This window comes from Peribacillus butanolivorans (assembly GCF_001273755.1).
GTDB classification, from domain to species: Bacteria; Bacillota; Bacilli; order Bacillales; family DSM-1321; genus Peribacillus; species Peribacillus butanolivorans.
Window position 1 is genome coordinate 4,118,697 of the sequence record NZ_LGYA01000001.1, and the last position, 19,992, is coordinate 4,138,688.

At 39.6% G+C, this 19,992-nt stretch carries 13 protein-coding genes; 4 read left to right on the forward strand and 9 right to left on the reverse strand.

The genetic code is table 11. From position 1 onward, the window contains the following. Positions 1–393: 393 nt before the first annotated feature. Positions 394–2,985 (reverse strand): polynucleotide kinase-phosphatase, encoded by a 2,592-nt coding sequence (locus AKG34_RS19015; RefSeq protein WP_053347540.1) that lies wholly within the window; start codon positions 2,983–2,985, stop codon positions 394–396. Between the two features lie 2 nt (positions 2,986–2,987). Further along, positions 2,988–4,334 (reverse strand): 3' terminal RNA ribose 2'-O-methyltransferase Hen1, encoded by a 1,347-nt coding sequence (locus tag AKG34_RS19020; protein ID WP_053347541.1) that lies wholly within the window; start codon positions 4,332–4,334, stop codon positions 2,988–2,990. Positions 4,335–4,589: 255 nt separating this feature from the next. Here AKG34_RS19020 and AKG34_RS19025 point away from each other — a divergent pair, with 255 nt between their 5' ends. Then, entirely contained in the window at positions 4,590–5,132 is a 543-nt protein-coding gene (locus AKG34_RS19025; RefSeq protein ID WP_053347542.1) for an ATP-binding protein, read from the forward strand. Between the two features lie 502 nt (positions 5,133–5,634). Here AKG34_RS19025 and AKG34_RS19030 read toward each other — a convergent pair. Continuing rightward, positions 5,635–6,537: a LysR family transcriptional regulator gene (locus AKG34_RS19030; protein ID WP_053347543.1), complete on the reverse strand. Its 903-nt coding sequence runs from the start codon at positions 6,535–6,537 to the stop codon at positions 5,635–5,637. Between the two features lie 123 nt (positions 6,538–6,660). Between AKG34_RS19030 and AKG34_RS19035 the strand changes: the two genes are divergently transcribed. After that, complete coding sequence (locus AKG34_RS19035; RefSeq protein ID WP_053347544.1) at positions 6,661–8,664, forward strand: YhgE/Pip domain-containing protein; 2,004 nt, start codon at positions 6,661–6,663, stop codon at positions 8,662–8,664. Positions 8,665–8,846: 182 nt separating this feature from the next. On the opposite strand, the gene AKG34_RS19040 is transcribed toward AKG34_RS19035, so the two are convergent. After that, entirely contained in the window at positions 8,847–10,295 is a 1,449-nt protein-coding gene (locus AKG34_RS19040) for a DHA2 family efflux MFS transporter permease subunit (RefSeq protein ID WP_053348165.1), read from the reverse strand. Between the two features lie 258 nt (positions 10,296–10,553). Between AKG34_RS19040 and AKG34_RS19045 the strand changes: the two genes are divergently transcribed. After that, positions 10,554–11,465 (forward strand): TetR/AcrR family transcriptional regulator, encoded by a 912-nt coding sequence (locus tag AKG34_RS19045; RefSeq protein ID WP_053347545.1) that lies wholly within the window; start codon positions 10,554–10,556, stop codon positions 11,463–11,465. 436 nt (positions 11,466–11,901) lie between these two features. On the opposite strand, the gene AKG34_RS19050 is transcribed toward AKG34_RS19045, so the two are convergent. The 3 genes from AKG34_RS19050 to AKG34_RS19060 form a co-directional block, all read right to left on the reverse strand. Next, a complete protein-coding gene (locus AKG34_RS19050) occupies positions 11,902–12,582 on the reverse strand; it encodes a hypothetical protein (protein ID WP_053347546.1) in 681 nt (226 codons plus the stop codon). 149 nt (positions 12,583–12,731) lie between these two features. Continuing rightward, entirely contained in the window at positions 12,732–13,457 is a 726-nt protein-coding gene (locus AKG34_RS19055) for a sulfite exporter TauE/SafE family protein (protein WP_053347547.1), read from the reverse strand. Between the two features lie 323 nt (positions 13,458–13,780). Beyond that, positions 13,781–14,266 (reverse strand): hypothetical protein, encoded by a 486-nt coding sequence (locus tag AKG34_RS19060; protein ID WP_053347548.1) that lies wholly within the window; start codon positions 14,264–14,266, stop codon positions 13,781–13,783. Positions 14,267–14,551: 285 nt separating this feature from the next. Between AKG34_RS19060 and AKG34_RS19065 the strand changes: the two genes are divergently transcribed. Further along, positions 14,552–16,225: a ribonuclease J gene (locus AKG34_RS19065; RefSeq protein WP_053347549.1), complete on the forward strand. Its 1,674-nt coding sequence runs from the start codon at positions 14,552–14,554 to the stop codon at positions 16,223–16,225. Positions 16,226–16,813: 588 nt separating this feature from the next. Here AKG34_RS19065 and AKG34_RS19070 read toward each other — a convergent pair. Together AKG34_RS19070 and AKG34_RS19075 are read right to left on the reverse strand one after the other, a co-directional pair. After that, positions 16,814–18,271, reverse strand: coding sequence for an amino acid permease (locus AKG34_RS19070; RefSeq protein ID WP_053347550.1), 1,458 nt, complete (start codon positions 18,269–18,271; stop codon positions 16,814–16,816). A gap of 405 nt (positions 18,272–18,676) precedes the next feature. After that, entirely contained in the window at positions 18,677–19,990 is a 1,314-nt protein-coding gene (locus AKG34_RS19075) for a peptidase (protein WP_053347551.1), read from the reverse strand. Between the last annotated feature and the right edge of the window lie 2 nt (positions 19,991–19,992).

A 19,992-nucleotide genomic window follows, 5' to 3' on the forward strand; every position in this document is an offset into this window, starting at 1 on the left:
CTTTTTCGACTGTACTTCTGTACATCCGCAAGACCTCCCAGGGTAAGACACCTATCTTTCCTCTTTTACTCGCCTGATTTACTCTATAAAGTTACGCACATCTTTTGGACTTTAACTTGTCTTGGAGTTTAATCCCTTTATAGAGCCTTAGTATCAGATTCCTGTTCGTCGAGCCAAGATTTTATTCCACGCTTCCTCCAGCCCTTACCTCACGATAAGTACCTTGCGCTTCCTTAGTGGTTGGTCGATGTGTACCCCCACAGTGGACTTTCACCACCTAGATAGTTGCCATGCCTGGCACACAAGAAAAAGGTTGCCGCAGCAACCCCTCTTTTTAAACTCAAGTACCCCTTAAGTGACGAAGAACCTGAAAAACATACTTCCTCTTACCTATCACAATCTGGGATCCACAGGATCCGATTCCATGGCCAATGTTCCTAGAACACATTCATGGACTCTCTCAATCGATTCACCTTTTACATATCTTTGAATGCCTTCGATTCCCAGAGAAAATTCTCTCAGCGCTAGTTTTTGCTTTTTGCCTGTATTCCTGCTTTTCAGCCGCTCAAGATTTTTCGGTAGCAAGTAGTCCATTCCATAAATAATGTTAAGGTACTTTCTTCCCCTTACTTTAATGGCGGGCTGCAATAGCTTGCCTTTATTTCTTGAAATGTAGAATTCCGGCTTGATTACAATGCCTTCATGGCCTTCGCTTGTGATATCCTGCCACCATTTAATGACCTCTTCTTCACTTGCTTCACTCGTGATTAGTTTGTATTCCGTTTCTACAAATAAACTAGATCGGATTGCAAACTCCCTGTTCATCTCCATATGCCATGTATGTGGCTGATCAAAAAAGGTTTCATTGCTATGAGCAAGCACGTGGAATGGAGCGATTTGTATAGAATTTATATCTTCAATCTCCCAGCAATACTTTTGAAAGACTTCTTTGAAAGTATAGGCATTTTCCAGTTTTTGCTCATACTCTTCCAACCATCCTTTTAACTCCATGTTCTCACGAGATGCTTCCGCTATTTTTTCCTTCAGCATCGTTCGATCAAGAATCGCATTTTCAGAAACGTGGGCATATTGGCTGCTGATGAGCTCTTTTGCCTTCAGGTTCCAGGGCATGATTTCAGCGTCAAGGAGCACATAGTCCGTATCGTACTTTTCAAAATAGCCGCTTTCATGCAAATCTTGATTGATTTTCAAGACCAGTTCTTCCTCCGTCGCGACGTCAAAGAAACGTCTGCCCGTTCTGGTATAAATAACTCCCAAAGATTCGAAACCTGTATGCTTCTTAGCAGCTTCAGTATCTTTAAATAGAAAAAGAATTGCCCGGCTCCCCATATGTTTCTTTTCAGCAATCATGGTTTGAATCCCATGGCTTCTGTAATAGTCGATTGCCTCTTTGGGATGCTCTAAATAATATTCCAATGCGGATGGACTTGGTGTTGGACTCATTGTAGGCGGGATGTATATTAATTGTTCAATCGGTATCGTGAAATGTGATACCGTATCAATCGCAGACTTTACAATATCCTGATGAATTTTAATCTCGCCCATTTTTTCTGTCAATACTGAATACCCATTGACGAACTTGCCAATATTCGGCGGATTCAAACGGTTTTTCTCCCATTCTCTTAGAGGATTGTCATCGGCTCCTGAAAAATCTTGACTCGCTTGTACCGAAATGAATTCTCCCTCCGGATAGCGAAAAGCTGTTAATGCTCCGCCAAAGACAACACCTTGATCGATGTTGATGGTATTGTTAATTAGCAGCGGTTGTGGCTTCGGATCATGTCCCCAGACAATCAGTGAGCTTTTCTTATGAGAAATATACCAATCTTTACGCACTGGCTTTCCTTTTTCATCAAATCCATTCGTATCACCGTAACGGCAGAAGTCACGCACAGCTTCAGACTGCTTTCCGATGAAAGCGTCTTTGATTCCGGCATGAACACAAACTAAAGTCTGTACATCATTCTTGGTAAATACATAATGGGAAGGAGCTTGAAGGAGGAATTCTTTAAGTGTCTGTTTCGTTTCCTCTGCTTTTTCGCTTCCATACTCCTCTTCGTACGCTTTAAATTCTTCTTCCACTTTTTCATCACCATGATTTAATGTTACGTCTCTTCCATCTAGCCATCTAGCAATTTTCCAGCCGTGATTGCTGTCAATCATATAGGCAACGTCCTTTTGAACATGTTCATAGAAAAAGAGCATCGTTTTAAGTGACTCTGGTCCTCTGCTCATGACATCCCCAATGGAAACAAACTTCCTGCCTTCAGGGTGAAGATAGAGGCCTTCCTCATTTTTTTGATAGCCTAGTTTTTCAAGGACGAGGATCATTTCCTTATAGCAGCCATGAATATCCCCAATGATGTCGATCCCATTCTGGATGTCTTTTTCAATTGGATTTGTACGTCTGATTACCTGAATATCTTCTGTTCCCTTTAACGTGTAAAGAGACAAATACCCTTCTTTTTTCAGGACGCGCTTTTCCCTTTTGAACGTCTGGTATTGCTGTTTAATACGTCTTTTTCCGCGTGGATAATCTCTTTGTTCATCTCTGACAAGCAGATCCTCTTCAGGTATATCCAGAACAATCGATAGGATTGGGACATTATTTTTTTGAGCTAAAGAGATATATCGTTTCCGATCCTCTGGGTGAAGATTGGTCGCATCAATAAAGGTTAATTTATTTAAACGGCATCTTGCTTCAATGACGGAATCCATCATGGAAAATGCTTCGCCTGAAATGGACTGGTATTCATCCATCAGATTGTCCGCTTCATCCTTTGGTCTGTCCCGCCAATCAATAAATTCAATATCACTCACCAATACCCGAAAGGCATCTGAACTAACGACCTCTGAAGGCAGAATCTCTTCTTTTTCAATCATGCTTTTTAACCATGTTGACTTACCGCTATTGGATGGTCCAATCAGCAAGACAATTCCTGCATGGGGCAATACGATTTGCATAGTTAGTCCTCCTTTCTTTCGAACACACACATTTGTGTCGGATAACCATATGTATCATGCTCTTCACCAATTCCTTCAAATTTAAGGCTATAGATATCACGGTGATTTCGCTCTGTACACCACTGACGAAATTCAGCTCTTGTCCACTCAAAACGATGATCGTTGTGTCGAAGAACATCCTCCATATCGTATACCTCGTTATATTCACGGTTTGGCGTTGTAATAATCAGGGCATTCGGTTGATAGTCATGTAATATCGTATCCAGCACCTTAGGCAGACGGTACTCGTCGATATGCTCGATGACTTCGCACAAGATAATGACATCCTTGTTCTTTAATCTTTCATCATAGTAGAAGAGTGAGCCCCATAGTGTTTCAGGAACCACAAATTTCTCTTTATTCTTCACTTTCTCGAATCGTCCTAAGGCTTTAATGGCAGCAGTTTGGGACGGTTCAACAGCCAGGATTTCTTTTATCCCTTCTACAAAACCAAGGCGTACTGAAAGTTTCCCTTCACCAGAGCCGAAGTCCACGATGCTTCTTGGATTCATTTGACTGACTGTATCAACGATTTTTTCATAGCGAAGATCATTCAGCCGAACCTTGCTTTCTTTTTCTTCCTTCTTCTCTTCAGGTTTCCTGTTCTCGACGATGCTGTATACTTCCTTAAATCTAAGTGATTGGCGATAGATATAATCTCGCATCGGATGATCTTTCAGCCACCCGTCTCCATATCTCTCAAGCTTTTCAATTTCTTTTTCATCAATGTAGTAGTGCTTATAGTTATCGATGACCGGAATCAATACAAACAAATGCCTTAACCCTTCTTGTAGTGTTTTCATTCCTTTTAAAGAAATGGATCTTGCCGAGCTTTTATCTTTAATTTGGAAAGAGTACTCAATTTCCGGACGGGTAATCATCACTTCATAACCAATCGGCTCAAATAAATCCTTTAATTGGTTATCAGAAAGAGAAGAAACCACAGGGCCAAACTCGAACTGAAACGAAAACGGATGATTCACCCACTCTGTATGCTCTTCCTTCGGCTGACCGTTCAAAGCTGTCCCCAGTGCAGACCTAATCAATGAACAAAAAATGCTGCTTACCGCAAACTCCCGATCATTTATGTAATGAGTAATGTCATAGGAATTGGAATTGCCTTTTACCAATTCGATCGGGTCCGGTGTAACAAAAATCGTCGCTTCCAGTTCTGTTTCTGTAAACTTGCTATAAAAAAGGCGCACTAAATGACCTTTATGATTTCTCTCATATAAATTTCTCGGGTTCTTAGACAATAAATAAGATATAGCTTGTACATTGTCGCCCGAAGCCTGAATCGTTAACTGCATTTGGAACACTCCTTTCAAACACTTCATTCATTAAAAAAGCTAAAGTAAAAGTCTTTCTTAATTCCCTATTATAACAACCTAATATTACCACATAATGAAGACTTATCAGCTTCAACTACCGACATTACACTCTGATAGGGAGCATTTTTTAGAAGCATGTAAAAATAGGCTCTGGTCATGAGGAAGGAATTTTTTATTATCTAATGGAATATTTATTACCTATCATAAAAAAGATTCGGAGTTGAAGAGAAAAGAATGAAAAAAATACATATTATCGGTGCTTCAGGTTCAGGAACTACAACCCTCGGAAAAGCATTATCAAACTCAATATCGACAGTTCATTTTGATACAGATGATTATTACTGGCTGCATAAGTTTAGTGAAAAAAGAGAAGTAAAAGAAAGAAAACAAATACTCCGAAAAGATTTATTAACTTATGATGAATGGATACTATCGGGTTCGTTATGCGGGTGGGGTGATGAATTTATAAGTTATTTTGATTTAGTTATATTTTTATGGATTCCAAAAAATATAAGAATAGAAAGGCTGCAGCAAAGAGAGGCACAAAGGTATGGCAAGGAAATTTTAGTTGGAGGCAGCCATTTCGATCAATATAATAACTTTTTAGAGTGGGCCTCCCTATATGACGAGGCTGGAATGGAAGTCAGGAGCAAGTATTCTCATGAAAAATGGATGTCAGGCTTAACTTGTCCTTTATTAAGGATTGAAGGAGATTATACCGTTCAAGAACGGGTGAAAATTGTTTTAGAGTATGTGCAAAATCTGCGAAAGAATTAATTCGGCCGACAGAAAGATAATCCGACCGTTGGGCAGGATAATTCGGCCTTTGCGCTATTTATTCGTCCCTCGCACATTTAATTCGACCTTCACGCAGAATAATTCGACCGACGGGCTATTATTTCGGCCTTCACACATTTAATTCGGCCTTCTCGCTATTAATTCGTCCTTCGCACATTTAATTCGACCTTTGGGCAATTTATTCGTCCCTCGCGCAGAATAATCCGGCCGACGCGCTATTATTTCGGCCTTTACACATTTAATTCGGCCTTCTCGCTATTTATTCGTCCTTCGCACATTTAATTCGGCCTTCTCGCAGAATAATTCGACCTTCCCAAAGAATAATTCATCCCTCGCGATTAATCGGCCTTCGCACATTTAATTCGTCCTTCGCGCTATTAATTCGTCCTTCGTACATTTAATTCGGCCTTCGCACATTTAATTCGTCCTTCGTACATTTAATTCGGCCGATGCGTCATTAGTTCATTAGGCGGCACATATTCTACAGTGAATCCTTAAGCTCCTTAGAGATTGTAGAAAAATAATCCATGACAAATAACCGAAATTGCTTGGCAACTGGTGTAAAGTATCGTTTTTCCGACCATCCCAATCCAATCGTCCTTTGGCAAGCAGGTTCTGTTATTCGAATTTTATGTGACAGCGACCCGGTTTGGTGCAGCCAAGTTAACTCTGATACAAAAGCGACACCTAAGCCCCTTCTGACAAGGTCTGAGATAACAGCCGGCTCATCGCCTTCAAATGCGATATTCTGAATAAATCCAGCTTCTTGGCAAAATTGATCCGTTAAGTTGCGGAATCCAAAACCTGTGTTCATGCTAATGAACGCTTCGTCTTTCACTTCATTAAGATGAATGCACGCCCTCCCTGCTAGTCGATGATCGGGAGGCACAATCAGAAATATTTCTTCCTTTATCAGCGGTTCCCACTTAATATCGGGGCCTTCAATCGGAACGGACGAAATGCAATAATCAATCTCCCCTTCAATAAGCAATTGTTTCATGGAAGATACAGATTTAAGAAATTGTTGAAAACGAACATCTGGATATTCTGATAAAAATGTCCCCAGTAAATCAGGCAGCACTCTTGGAATGGTAACAGCCAACGTAATATTCTTTTGATCCTGGTCCGCTAATTCCACAATCTCGCGCCTTCCTTCATTTAATTCTGCAAAAGCTCGTTCGACACGGTTCAAGAATATCCTTCCGGCCGCATTCAGCCTGATTTTTCGATGTTCCCGATCGAACAACGCCACTCCCAAATCTTCTTCAAGTCGAGAAATGGTTTTACTGAGAGACGGCTGAGCAATTTGAAGTTGCTCCGCAGCCTTCGTCATATGTTCTAGGCGTGCCACGGTTTGAAAATACTGCAGCTGTAATATTTCCATTTTTATCACTCGTTTCGTATAGATTCAAATCTATTATTATATAACTAATTATGTATTATACAGTATTTAAAAAAGCCCTTATGATGAAATAATCTCATTTAGTTAGAAAGGACAGGCTCATTAATGAAAGGATTACAACTCGTACTTCAAGACATAAAAGCAATGTGGAAACATAAACACGGAAGAATCGCCTTGATTTTTCTTTTAGTCGTTCCATTGATTTACTCAGGTTTCTTTTTAGCAGGGTATTGGAATCCTTACGGTAAGTTGGATCAGCTACCTGTTGCAGTGGTCAACCTCGATACAGGTTCCGAAATGGACGATAAGCCAATCGAGGCAGGAGATGACTTTGTTAAACAATTGAAGAAGCAGAAAGAATTGGACTTTCACTTTGTATCGGCAAAGGCGGCAGATACAGGGCTTAAAGAGGAAACCTACTATATGGTTGTCACGATTCCAGATGATTTTTCTGAAAATGTCACCACTTTAATGGATGAAAAACCGGAAGCCGCTAAACTTTTATATAAAATTAATCCGGGTAAAAACTTCGTTGCCTCACAAATTAGTACAACTGCAGTTGAAAAAATGACCACCAAAATCAATGCAAGCATCACTAAAGGCTATTCGGAAGGCATCCTTTCCAAATTCCAAGATGTTTCTAAAGGCTTAGCAGACGCCGGAAATGGAGCCGAGGAGCTTCATCAAGGAACTGTCGATGCGAAAAGCGGCAGTGAGAAATTAGCAGATGGTATTCAGAGATTAAATGATGGTGCCCAGAAGCTACGTACAGGAAGCACCCAGCTTTCGGACGGACAAGAAGCCTTATCTACTGGCGCGGAAGGTCTAACATCAGGTTCCCAGACCTTGTATACCGGCATGAAACAGCTAACAGATGGACAACAAACATTAGAAAATGGTATGAACAAGGTGAGCAAGGGAGTTAAAGACTTGTCAGCTGGCAATGCAAAATTGGTGCAAGGACAGGAACAGGCGGAAAGTACAGCAAATACCCTAAAGAAGCAATTGGATGCGTATGTCCAAAGTCATCCTGAAGCAAAGCAAGATCAAAACTTCAAGCAAATCCTTGCCTTATCTGATGGATTATCCAATGCGGCCACTACTTTAACCGCTGGGCAAAAGCAATTGGGGCAAGGGGCGGAAAAGGTGTCAGATGGGCAAGTCGCCCTTCAAGCTGGTATGAAAACGTTTGGTGATAAAATGGCGCAGGCTACCTCGGGTGCTAAGCAATTAAACGAGGGAGCAAGCCTTTTCACAAACGGATTTATAAAATGGACAAGTGGCTTTTCCACTCTAAACACCGGAATCACTTCACTTGCTGGCGGAAGCAGTCAACTAGCCAGTGGATCAACGGAACTTCAGGATGGACTTGCTTCACTAGAAACGGGCTCAAACAAGTTATCTTCCAAACTTAATGAAGCCGCGGATAAAACAGCAAGCCTTCAGTACAGCGATTCTACCACTTCGATGTTCTCTGAACCTGTGCAATTGGTCCAATCCAATCTTTCGGAAGTTCCAAACTATGGAACCGGAATCGCTCCTTACTTTCTGTCTCTAGCCTTTTATGTAGGCGGCATTATGGCTTCCAATATCCTGCCGCTAGGCCGTAGACAGAATCTTAAGGTTACCGGAACCGTTCATTTTACGAATAAATTAGGGCTAGTTTATGTTATCGGCTTGATTCAGGCACTTCTCGTGGATGCAGTTGTGCTCCTTGGATTCCATTTACATGTGGCTAGCGTTCCATTATTTATTCTATCAAGCATCATCGTTTCGTTTACCTTCATGACTTTCATACTTATGCTGGTAACCGTATTCGGAATCGTCGGCAAATTCGCAGCCGTGACCCTTCTTGTATTTCAATTAGCCACTTGCGGTGGAACATTCCCGGGTGAACTTGGAATGTCGATTTTAACACAAATCGGTCAATTTTTACCTATGGCTCATTCCCTTCAGGAGCTACAAGAAGTCATTTCAATAGGCGGCTGGTCAAACTTACAGACCCAGATTTGGATTTTACTTGCCTATCTCGTTTCTGCAGCAGTAATTGGCTGGATTACGAGTCATATCCAGCATGCAAAGGTGAATTCAGAAGATATAGCGTCATAACTTAAAAAGCAGTGCCATTCGATTAGAAATGGCACTGCTTTTTTATCTCTCCGCTTTTACTTGCAAAAAAAGCATGATCACAAGCATATTCCGAAAAGGAAACCGCCATGACCATGCCTTAATCTATAACCTATTCTAAAATTATTAACTGCACCATTTAGTCATTCAGACATTACTTATGATTAAGCGGTCTGATCAGCTTTTTCAGCTGGCTTATCTTTTGCCGGCCATGCGCGCTTAATAAATAATGACAAAATCAACGCCACAGCTGCGATAAAGGTAGACACAAAGAAGGAAAAGTTAATCCCATCCAGCATGGCCTGCATCCCGATTTGGGCCTGCATTTGATCCATCATCTCAGTAGTAGGCTGACCTGTTAATTTGCTCATCGCTTTAGTCATAAGATCCTCACCAGTCGAAGCTGACCGGTTAGACATGACCGTAACAAGTAGTGCTGTACCGATTGCTCCGGAAACCTGGTTCAGCGTATTATTCATCGCTGTACCATGTGGGTTCATACGGGCTGGCAGCGAGTTTAAACCATTTGTCATGATAGGCATCATTGCCATCGACAACCCGAATGACCGGATTGAAAACAATAGTACAATATGTGTATATGAAGTATCCATTGATAATTTACTGAAGAAATACGTTGTGACCACGGTGATAAACAAACCGATTGAAGCAAGCACGCGTGCTCCGAACTTATCGAAGAGCTTACCTGTGATCGGTGACATGAGGGCCATTAATAGTGCTCCAGGCAGCATCAGCAATCCTGAATCAAATGGTGAAATGCCACGGACTGTTTGTGTATACAATGGCATTAGGATCATTGCCGAAAACATTGCCATATTTAGTACGATCGAAATGGTTGCAGATAAAGCAAACATTGGATGTTTAAAAATCTTGAATTCAAGCATCGGTGTTTCCATTTTAAGCTGGCGTGTAATGAAAAGGACCAGTGAAACGGCACCAACTATTAATGTTCCGTATACCAAAGGACTATCCCAGCCCTTGCTTCCTGCTGAGCTAAATCCATACAACAAGCCGCCAAAGCCTAAGCTTGATAAAATGACAGATAGAATATCAATTTTGATATCAACTTTTTCTTTCTTGTCTTTAAGTTTAAAGAACCCAAAAATAAGAACCAGTAAAGCAAGAGGTGTAATAAAGTGGAAAAGCATTCTCCAATCATAATGTTCGATAATCCAGCCTGAAAGCGTCGGCCCGATAGCAGGAGCAAACATCATGACTAAACCAAACAATCCCATCGCCGAGCCGCGTTTTTCAACAGGGAAGGCAGTTAAAAGAACGTTCATTAATAATGGCATCATAATCGCCGAACCAGCAGCCTGAACCATCCGCGCGCCTAATAACAGCGGGAATGCGTGTGCTACACCTGCAACAATCGTCCCGATTGAAAATAACAGCATGGCTGTCAAGAACAGATTACGCACCGAATACTTTCTTATTAAGAAGGCGGTTGTAGGAATCATGATTCCGTTCACAAGCATGTATCCTGTTGTCAGCCATTGGACCGTAGACGTCTCAATTCCAAGGTCTGTTTTAATTGATGGTAGTGCAATATTCAATAGGGTCGAATTCAGTATGGATATAAATGCCCCGACCATTAAAATAATCAGGATACCATATGAGCCCTTTTTTTCAGTAATTTGAGCAGTACTCACTTTTTATCTATTCCTCCATTCAAACTAATAGTTCATTTTATTGTACGATAGGTATAACCCAATCTGCATAAAATCTATAATATACCTCTAGTTCAATTTTTGCAATAAAAATATACTGGTTTAAATAAGGGTTTGTACTGTAATAAAAAATAGAGTACGATTACATTTATACAGGCAGTATAATGGAAATTAGGTGATTTGATGAATAGTCGAAGGCAGAATGTCATCGATACAGCTCATAAGCTGTTTATTGAAAAAGGATATCAAGCCACGTCCATCCAGGACATTTTAGACGGCAGCGGCATTTCTAAGGGTACTTTTTATAATTATTTCCCTTCGAAGGGTGAATTATTTATAGCTATATTCCGTTCCTACCATAAGAAGCTACGCCAAGCCCGTGAAGAACTATTAATTGGTCAAGATTTAGCCGATATTGAAATTTTTATTAAGCAGTTGGAACTGCATATGATGGTGAACAAACAAAGTAAATTACTTATCCTGATCGAAGAAGTGCGTGTGTCTAACGACGATGAATTAAAACAATTCATCAACCGAATCCAATTATTAAGCATACGCTGGGTGTATAGTCGGTTCCTCGATATATTTGGGGAAACCAAAAAACCGTATCTGTTAGATAGCGCCATTCTCTTTCTTGGGATGATGACCCACTTGAATCATTTTAACTATAAAGCCAAAACTATCAGTTCACCGGAAATAAAAGTCATCCGTTACTGCATGAACCGAATCGTCCATATAGTCAATGAGGTAGCTGAAAGCGGAGAGCAGATTCTTGACCCAGAGCTAATTGATACATGGATTCCTAATTTCAGGTGCAATCTTCATACAAGCCACAATGATCTGCTGCAATCCACCTTGGCATTGAAAAAAGCAACAAACAAAGCTCTACCTTGCAGCGAAGATCGAACCAAAGCAATTGAACTGATTGATTTCATCCATGAAGAGATAACGCAATCCAGCAAACCACGCCAATTTTTGATAGAAAGTTTGCTGAACACCTTAAAAACCCAATACGCAACAATTGCCCAGCAATATGTTGAAAATTTCGAAGAAAATATCAACTTCTGCTTGAACCAATTAGAAAATGAAATATAAAGTCTGATGAAAATGAATGGGCTAACCTAAAAACTAAATACAAAGAAAAAACAGTATGTTATTGAACACATACTGTTTTTTCTATTTTATGAAATGGTGGAAGGTCGATTTATTTGTAACGACGGATGAATTATCTCTCTGAAGGTCGAATTATTCCTGGCCACTGACGAATTATCTCTCTGAAGGTCGAATTATTCCTGGTCACGGACGAATTATCTTTTAGAAGGTTGAATTATTGGCCACGGACGAATTATCTTTCTGAAGGTCGAATTATTCCTGGTCACGGTCGAATTATCTCTCTAAAGGTTGAATTATTCCTGGCCACGGTCGAATAATCGGAGGTGTTTTGCATGTGCAGAAATTGTGTATTCATGTGAAGGAAAATGGTCAGTTGTGGATATCAATAAACCAGTTCTCATCATCTGTAACCCACTTGCTATAAATTCCGTTTTCTCCATACACTCAGATACCCAACATTTTCCCACCCCGCTGCCACTGCTGCACTAAGATTTTCATCCTGCTCATAACCGACTAAATGCTTGCCTACATGATTTTCACTGATTACATGAACAATATCTCTCCATATGGATGCAGCAGCATTTCCAGAGGAAAAAACATTTGATACGCCAATCGTGTCTCCACTGACATTAGCAATAAAACCGGCAGTTATTTCATCTCCTTCTTTTGCATATACAACAACATCAGGCTGAAATAAGATATCCGGTAACAGAATGCCGTTTAATCCGGAAACCGATGTCCAGCACTGAAGTTCCTCTTCTGAGATGATTTTCCTGTATGCTGCCTTTTCAATATCTTCAATAATTTCAAGTTTATGGTAAATCCAACTAGCTTCATATAAAAGTTCAAAGTTATCTCCTAGTTTTAAGGATGAAAAACTGTCTTTAATAAACTCTGCTTGTGAGTCCTCTATAAAATTAAAGAATTCATCGTTACATACATCATTACTCAATGTAATGACATCGGGATAATAGGTCGGAGCTTTTTTATCCAAACCCCAGAGGTTATTTCCACTCCTAATTCGACATCCATGAAGTTTACTTATAATTCCGCACCAGACAACATTGTTCTTTACAGCTAATTCTTGTTTTGATGTCAACTTACCCCTCCTCTTTATCTTCCGCTGAACAAACCACTCTTAATTATATTCGCTGTTATACATCGGAAACCCCCGTCAAACTCATATGTATAAAAAAAGTGTCGATCACTACCAGATGAAATTTAGAATAAGAATAAGGACGCCTACTTCTATAACGCTTTTAAACTTTCCAGTAAAAGATAAATCCCTGTAAAAATTAAAAGGATATATGTAAATATTCTAAATACCCTTTGGTTTAGCCGTTTGAAAATAATTTGACCTATATACAAACCCAGAAATACAATTGGAATTGCATAAAGACTTGATTCCCATATTACTTTGTTGGTTCCAGTAAAGATTATTTGGGTTATGAGACTGATGAAATAAATAAAGAGATAAAATGCTAAGGTAGTTGCTCTTAACTTTCCTTTTTCAGTATCTGTTCCTGTAAAGTAAAGCAATAACGGAGGGCCAGGCATACCGATACTTGTCGTTAAAACACCTGATATCCCGCCAACTATGAAATCTCTAAATTGTGTTGGATTAACCCTAAAATTGCCTATCAGTAACAATGTTAATATTAAAAGTAGTATGCTAACCCCTAATTTTAAAGCATTAATGTTAATTGAAACAAAGATTAAAACACCCAATGGTACGCCAACTATACTTCCTAATATAAATCTTTTTAATAATATAAAATCAATGTCATTTCGTATCTTCAAAATTAATGATATTGAAATAACTAAAGATAAAATAATATTTATTTGTATGGCTTCTTGCGGTTGGAATAACATTAGTAAGAAAGGTGTCGCCATTATGGAAAAACCAAAACCTGTACTTGATTGCAGTATAGAAGCCACCAATACAATGCATATGAAAATTAGTGCAGTTCCCAAAGTACAAACCCCCTATTTTATAAATTATCTCTTCTTTTCTTTGCTGTACTTTTTCTTTTTCCCTTCTAATTTCATATACCCTCTCTTAGATGATTAATAAGCACTTGACCCTCTCGTTACGTAATAGCTTACATTAAATGTATCTTAATTAGAGGGGAACAATAAACCCAAACCCCATTTGAATTAACATCTCAAAAACTAAAGTTTCATTATATAGTGCAATTTTTTAGGCTTCATTTCTTTAGGCACGCTTACTTTGGTATTTGTAACCGATGTATGAACAAGAAAGACCTTCATAATTGAAGGCCCTTCCTTTTTTAGTATCAATAAGACCATTTCTCATCATCTGTAACCCATTGATTTTTCTTTAAATCAAAGGATTCATAATCATCGTGAAGAGAAAAGTAGGTTGGCAACGTGATTGCTTGTCCATCTGCTTTCTTCCAGCAATCTGCGACATAAGTAGCAAACGCTTGTTTTTCTGCATGGTTAAGTTCTTCTTGATTGTGTTCGTAGAAATCCCAAAAGTCATCTGTTTGATTACCTAACAGGTGGGTGTATCTTACATTTCCAATCATACCCAGACTACCTGCAAAGATAGTAGAATCCGTACCCTCGTTAAAGACTTCATTAGCTTGTCTATCCATTGAGAACATAGTAATGGATAAGTCAAACTCTGAAGGGTCATCTACAAATGCTACAAAATCCAATAATTCCACTTTAGAGTAAATGGTGTATTTATGTAACTCCTGCATGTTACTGATTAATGTTTCCGATTTTGCTTCAAGGTTTTCTTCTACTGACTTCATATAACTGTCGACCGTATAAAGTGATTTAACTTCTTCATCTTCTTTGACTGTTTTTTCTTCCTAAAAGCTAATTTTCTGTTTCGATGGAATAACTGATTTAGCTAGCCATCTGTTTTTGTTGTTTATATGCATTGTATTTATTCGTCATTTTATGAATAGGCCTATTTTGTCCCCTTCTTTAAAAATGGAGCATAATCCTAAATTCCCTCACAAAACAATTTTCAGTAATTATAAGGGATACATAAGGAAAGACTAACCAATATTGCTTAAAAAGGAGGGCTAAAAATGAGTTCGAAAGATAATGCTTTGTCCATATTAGCTTTAGGCGGAGTGAATGAAATCGGTAAAAACATGTATGTGATCCAATATTCAAACGATATTATTATTATCGACTGTGGTGCAAAGTTTCCAGATGAAAGTTTATTAGGAGTTGATTTAATTATTCCTGATATTACATTTCTCCAGGAAAATATAAATAATATCCGCGCTTTAATTGTGACTCATGGGCATGAAGATCATATAGGGGGTATCCCCTACATCTTAAAAAAAATAAATGTACCCATATATGCCACACGTTTAACACTTGGTTTAATTGAATTAAAATTAATAGAACATAGACTATTGGGTGATACTGAATTAATTCAGATTGACTCTGATTCAAAGATTGAATTTGGGAATATAAATCTAGATTTTTTCAAAACTAATCATAGTATACCCGACTGTCTAGGAGTCATCATACATACCCCAGAAGGTACAGTGGTTCACACAGGGGACTTCAAATTTGATTTAACTCCTATGAATAAGCAATATCCTGATATTCATAAAATGGCCAGAATCGGGAGTGAAGGTGTCCTGGTTTTATTATCTGAAAGTACTAATGCTGAACGACCTGGCTCAAGTCCTTCAGAGCATCTTGTTGGTAGCCATATTGAAGAGGCCTTTATGCAGGCTAAACAGAAAGTTTTTCTATCTACCTTTGCTTCAAATGTTAATCGTGTCCAACAAGTTGTGAACGCTTGCCGGAAGACAAACCGAAAACTCGCCTTATTAGGACGAAGTATGGTTAACGTCGTATCTGTCGCCATGGAGCGTGGGTACCTCGATATTCCTGATGGGATGCTGATCCAAGCACATGAAGTCGATAACTTTGCTCCTGAAAGAGTCGCGGTTTTATGTACGGGAAGTCAAGGGGAGCCTTTTGCTGCCCTGTCTCGCCTTTCCAGTTCGAATTATCGCGATATGAGTATATTACCTGATGATACAGTGATTCTTGCCTCTACTCCAATCCCCGGAAATGAACGGGATGTTTCACGTATCATCGACAACTTGTTTCAGCTGGGGGCCAAGGTCATTTACGGATCAGGAAGTGTAACAGGCATGCACGTTTCTGGACATGCCTACCAGGAGGAGTTAAAACTCATGCTTACCCTGATGAAGCCTAAGTATTTCATACCCATTCACGGTGAATATAGGATGTTGCACCAACATCGAATATTAGCTGAGTCTGTCGGGGTAGAGAAGGACAATATTTTCGTTATCAATAATGGCGATGTCGTGGATATTGAAGACTCGGTCGCCCGTCAAACCAGAAAAGTTCCTGCTGGCAATACCTTTGTTGACGGTATGGGCGTTGGTGATGTTGGAGAAATCGTACTGCGGGACCGTAAGCAGCTTTCCGAAGACGGGATGCTCGTAATTGTCATAACACTAAGCAAAATGGAAAGAAAAATAGTGTCAGGACCGGATACCATTTCCCGTGGATTTGTATATATTCAAAATTCCGAAGATCTCCTTAGACAGGTAAATCGCCTTGTCACGAAAACAGTCAACGAATTACAAAGTGATAAAATATACCGTTGGAATATCATTAAACAAACTATTAAGAAGGAAATAGGACAATATCTCTATAACCAAACGAAGAAGAAACCAATGATCCTTCCAATAATCATTGAAATTTAGCGTCAATTGAAAGCTCCACAAAAATGGAACTCGACTACATATAGTCGAGTTCCATTTTTTTAATCAAGTTCTGATTTACTTGCTTTTGCCACCATAACTGTTTTTATGATATTTGGTTAAAAAATACCTCTACCATCCGCTAACTCCTTCAAAAACCACAGCCCATATTTTCCTAAAATGTCCATACAAAGAAGGAATGGAAGAAACTCTGCGACTTTTAATGATGGAAAACTGAGTTCTTTAATTCCGAAGATATAATTGTGGTTTTCGTCGATATATTCTTATTTTCGGAGATATACTGAGGTTTTCGTCCAATATGGTCTAATTAGTGCATTTCTATTCTATTAAAACGCTGTTTTTTGGTAAAAAACAGCGTTACTTCTCATTACTTCCCTTTATTCATAGAATTCAATTCATCTTCAACTCTAACAAGTCTGTTTTCAATATCTAATTGCTTACTATTCTTTATGTTAGAAATCGTAAGCAATTTCTTAATAAAGTAATGGCAACAACGATAAAAAAGCATCATGAATGATAACATTCACAATGCTCGTTGCGATACTGACTTTGAAATTCAGGTTACTTTTCCTACGCTGATTTCTCAAATTGACAATCTTTCAATGGAATTACCTTTGTCTTATGAAAAACCTTGTACCCTAACCATACCGCTAAAAATATTGGTAAACCAATATAGGAGACTGCGACCCCATACCAGTCAATACTGCCGCTTAGAAACGCCTCGTAATTCTGCCCTGCAATGACAATCATACAGAGGAAGAATGAAAGAATCGGACCGAATGGAAACCATTTTGCTTTGTATTTTAACTCGTTTATGTCACCACCCTGTGCTACGTACGCACGTCTAAAACGATAATGGCTTACGGCAATCCCAATCCAAGCGATAAATCCCGTTAATCCTGAAGCATTTAATAGCCATGTAAATACATGATCCCCAAAAACAGATGTTAAAAAAGCTAGTCCTCCAATTATTGCTGTGAGAATTAAGGCATTCATCGGGATTCCCCTGTGGTTAACTTTGGCTAGAAACTTTGGAGCCTGATTATCTTTTGCCATCGACCATAACATTCGAGTTGATGCATAAAGCCCCGAGTTCCCTGCAGAAAGTAATGATGTCAAAACAACAGCATTCATGACAGAAGCAGCGAACGCAAATCCTGCCCGCTCAAAAACGAGCGTGAAAGGGCTTACAGAAATATTATCTACATCCCCGCCTAATAAACTTGGACTTGTATATGGAATTAACAGCCCGAGTATCAAAATGGCTCCGATGTAAAACAATAAGATGCGCCAAAATACTTGGCGAATCGCATTCGGAACATTTTTTTCAGGATTCTCACTTTCACCAGCGGCTATACCAACTAGTTCTGTACCTTGAAAAGAAAACCCAGCGATAAGAAAGATACTAATGATTGATAAAAACCCACCCTTGAAAGGCGCCTCGCCCATGGTGAAGTTTTCAAATCCAATCACCTCTCCACCAAAAACGCCTAAGATTGTTAATAATCCAATAATGATAAAGAAAATAATGGCCACGACTTTTACTAGAGAAAACCAATATTCTGATTCACCATAACTTTTAATAGATAAAGCGTTCAGCATAAAGACGAGTCCAAGAAACAATGCACTCCATATTATGCTTGGCACTTCAGGCAGCCAGAATTTCATGATGATGGCTGCCGCAGCTATTTCGACAGCAAGGGTAACCGCCCAGTTAAACCAATAATTCCAGCCAAGTGCAAAACCAAATGCTGGATCTACAAAGCGTGTAGCATAGGAAGAAAATGAACCCGATACAGGCATATATGTCGCCATTTCCCCCAAGCTTGTCATAAGAAAATACACCATTATTCCAATGCATACATATGCAGTGAGAGCACCACCAGGTCCTGCACTTTGGATAGTTGTACCACTTGCCAAAAATAGGCCAGTTCCGATAGAACCTCCAATTGCGATCATGGTCATATGCCTTGCTTTTAGGTTTCTTTTAACTGTCGGTTCTTTATTTTCAATGAGATTCATGTCCATTGGTTACTACCTCATTTTCTATTAAAATTAAAACTTTAAGAAATATTAAAAGAGATTTGTCTTAACAGCCGTATTGTTGGTAATAGTAGAGTTCATTAGAAATGAATAGTCTCCCACAACCTCTTTGCGGAAGACTATGTATTTACCCTTGTCTATCTGAAGGTAAGAACCTGATACGTTCACTACCAAGGTTACTTCACCAATTGAAGCTTCACTTTACTGGCTAAAAACAAAATAATTTCTTTTAAGTAAACGGGGCTTAGACATCAATTCATCATTATTTGATTGTTTCTCTTTCTTTCGTGTGTTAATCTTCAATTTCTTTCACTGTTCCAATTAGTAAATGGATGGGGCCTTGTTCATTTAATAGACATTGTCCTATCAGGTAACTCCCAATATACGAGATTATTTGTCTTCGTTACTTGCCAAGGCCACATAAGGCTCATCCTGCAATTGTTCAATTCCACACCATTGAATTAAAGTAAGGGCAATAATCTCCGCTGTCGCGAACACATTGTCCAGTAAGATATATTCATTTGGATAATGGGCAACCTCTGTTACTCCAGGACCAAAAACAATTGAAGGCGTTTCACCGACATGAGTGAGCAATCCTCCATCAGTCCCCCATGGAGAGGCTTCAATGACCGGATCTTGTCCAGCAACTTGCCTAAATTGATTGACGAGCGTATTCATTAGTTCATGTTCTACATCAATTGCCCCTGGAACCCAGCGTGCTCCGAACCATTCTAAAACGGGCGGATGATCCTTGAACCATTCATCCACTTCTTTGATCTGTAACAGCCAATTAGCCATTTCGTTTTTCGCCTGCTCCATCGTTTCCTCTGGCGCAACACCCATTCTACCTTCAATTTTCACGAGGTCAGGGACGGAGGAAGGCCAATTACCGCCTTCAATGACGCCTAAATTGATTGGAATCGGAATAGGTGTGTTCTGATAAAGCGGATCACTGATACGTGCATTTCGCTTTTCTTCCAGAGCACGAATATGATTTATTACGGTCATACTTTTTTCAATGGCACTTACACCTTCATACCTGGTTCCGCCGTGAGCTGACCGGCCTTTTACCAGAACTCGGAACCACATCGACCCCTGCTGTTTGGGAAAAATCCTCATATTCGTTGGTTCAGGGATAAGGGCAGCATCGGCTTTGTATCCCCTCAAGACGGCTGCTAACGTTCCGGCTCCGCCGCTTTCTTCTTCTATCACACTTTGAAATATGACATCTCCCTTTAAATGGATGCCATTTTCCTTTAGTGCCTGCATAGCAAGGATAAGGGATACATTGCCTCCTTTCATATCTGTTACGCCACGTCCAAACATTTTACCATTCTTTATGGCTCCACTATATGGATCGTCATCCCACTGATCCCGATCACCATCCGGAACCACATCGATGTGTCCGTTCAAGATAATGGAGCGGCCGCCTCCAGTTCCCTTCATAATTCCTACCACATTAGGACTGTTGGAAAATTCGCTGCGAGGAGAGTAGAAATAGGAATGCTTTTTCAGTTCCCCACCGTTAGGCTCCCAAATATCAACCTTCAGGCCCATTTCCTCTAGTTTTTGGGCGACGATAGCCTGAGCGTCTGCTTCATTTCCTTGGGTACTCGGTGCTTGCACCAACCTTTGCAATAAGTCTGTTCCTTCTTCCCGATGATCCTTGATCCATTGGTTAATTCGTTTTTTAAAATCCGGCACTT

Coding starts and splice junctions, on each gene's coding strand:
- AKG34_RS19015 (WP_053347540.1), bottom strand. CDS start 2,985: ATGCAAATCGTATTGCCCCATGCAGGAATTGTCTTGCTGATTGGACCA.
- AKG34_RS19070 (WP_053347550.1), bottom strand. CDS start 18,271: ATGGACATGAATCTCATTGAAAATAAAGAACCGACAGTTAAAAGAAAC.
- AKG34_RS19030 (WP_053347543.1), bottom strand. CDS start 6,537: ATGGAAATATTACAGCTGCAGTATTTTCAAACCGTGGCACGCCTAGAA.
- AKG34_RS19045 (WP_053347545.1), top strand. CDS start 10,554: ATGAATAGTCGAAGGCAGAATGTCATCGATACAGCTCATAAGCTGTTT.
- AKG34_RS19040 (WP_053348165.1), bottom strand. CDS start 10,295: ATGGTCGGGGCATTTATATCCATACTGAATTCGACCCTATTGAATATT.
- AKG34_RS19060 (WP_053347548.1), bottom strand. CDS start 14,266: ATGAAGTCAGTAGAAGAAAACCTTGAAGCAAAATCGGAAACATTAATC.
- AKG34_RS19020 (WP_053347541.1), bottom strand. CDS start 4,334: ATGCAGTTAACGATTCAGGCTTCGGGCGACAATGTACAAGCTATATCT.
- AKG34_RS19025 (WP_053347542.1), top strand. CDS start 4,590: ATGAAAAAAATACATATTATCGGTGCTTCAGGTTCAGGAACTACAACC.
- AKG34_RS19065 (WP_053347549.1), top strand. CDS start 14,552: ATGAGTTCGAAAGATAATGCTTTGTCCATATTAGCTTTAGGCGGAGTG.
- AKG34_RS19035 (WP_053347544.1), top strand. CDS start 6,661: ATGAAAGGATTACAACTCGTACTTCAAGACATAAAAGCAATGTGGAAA.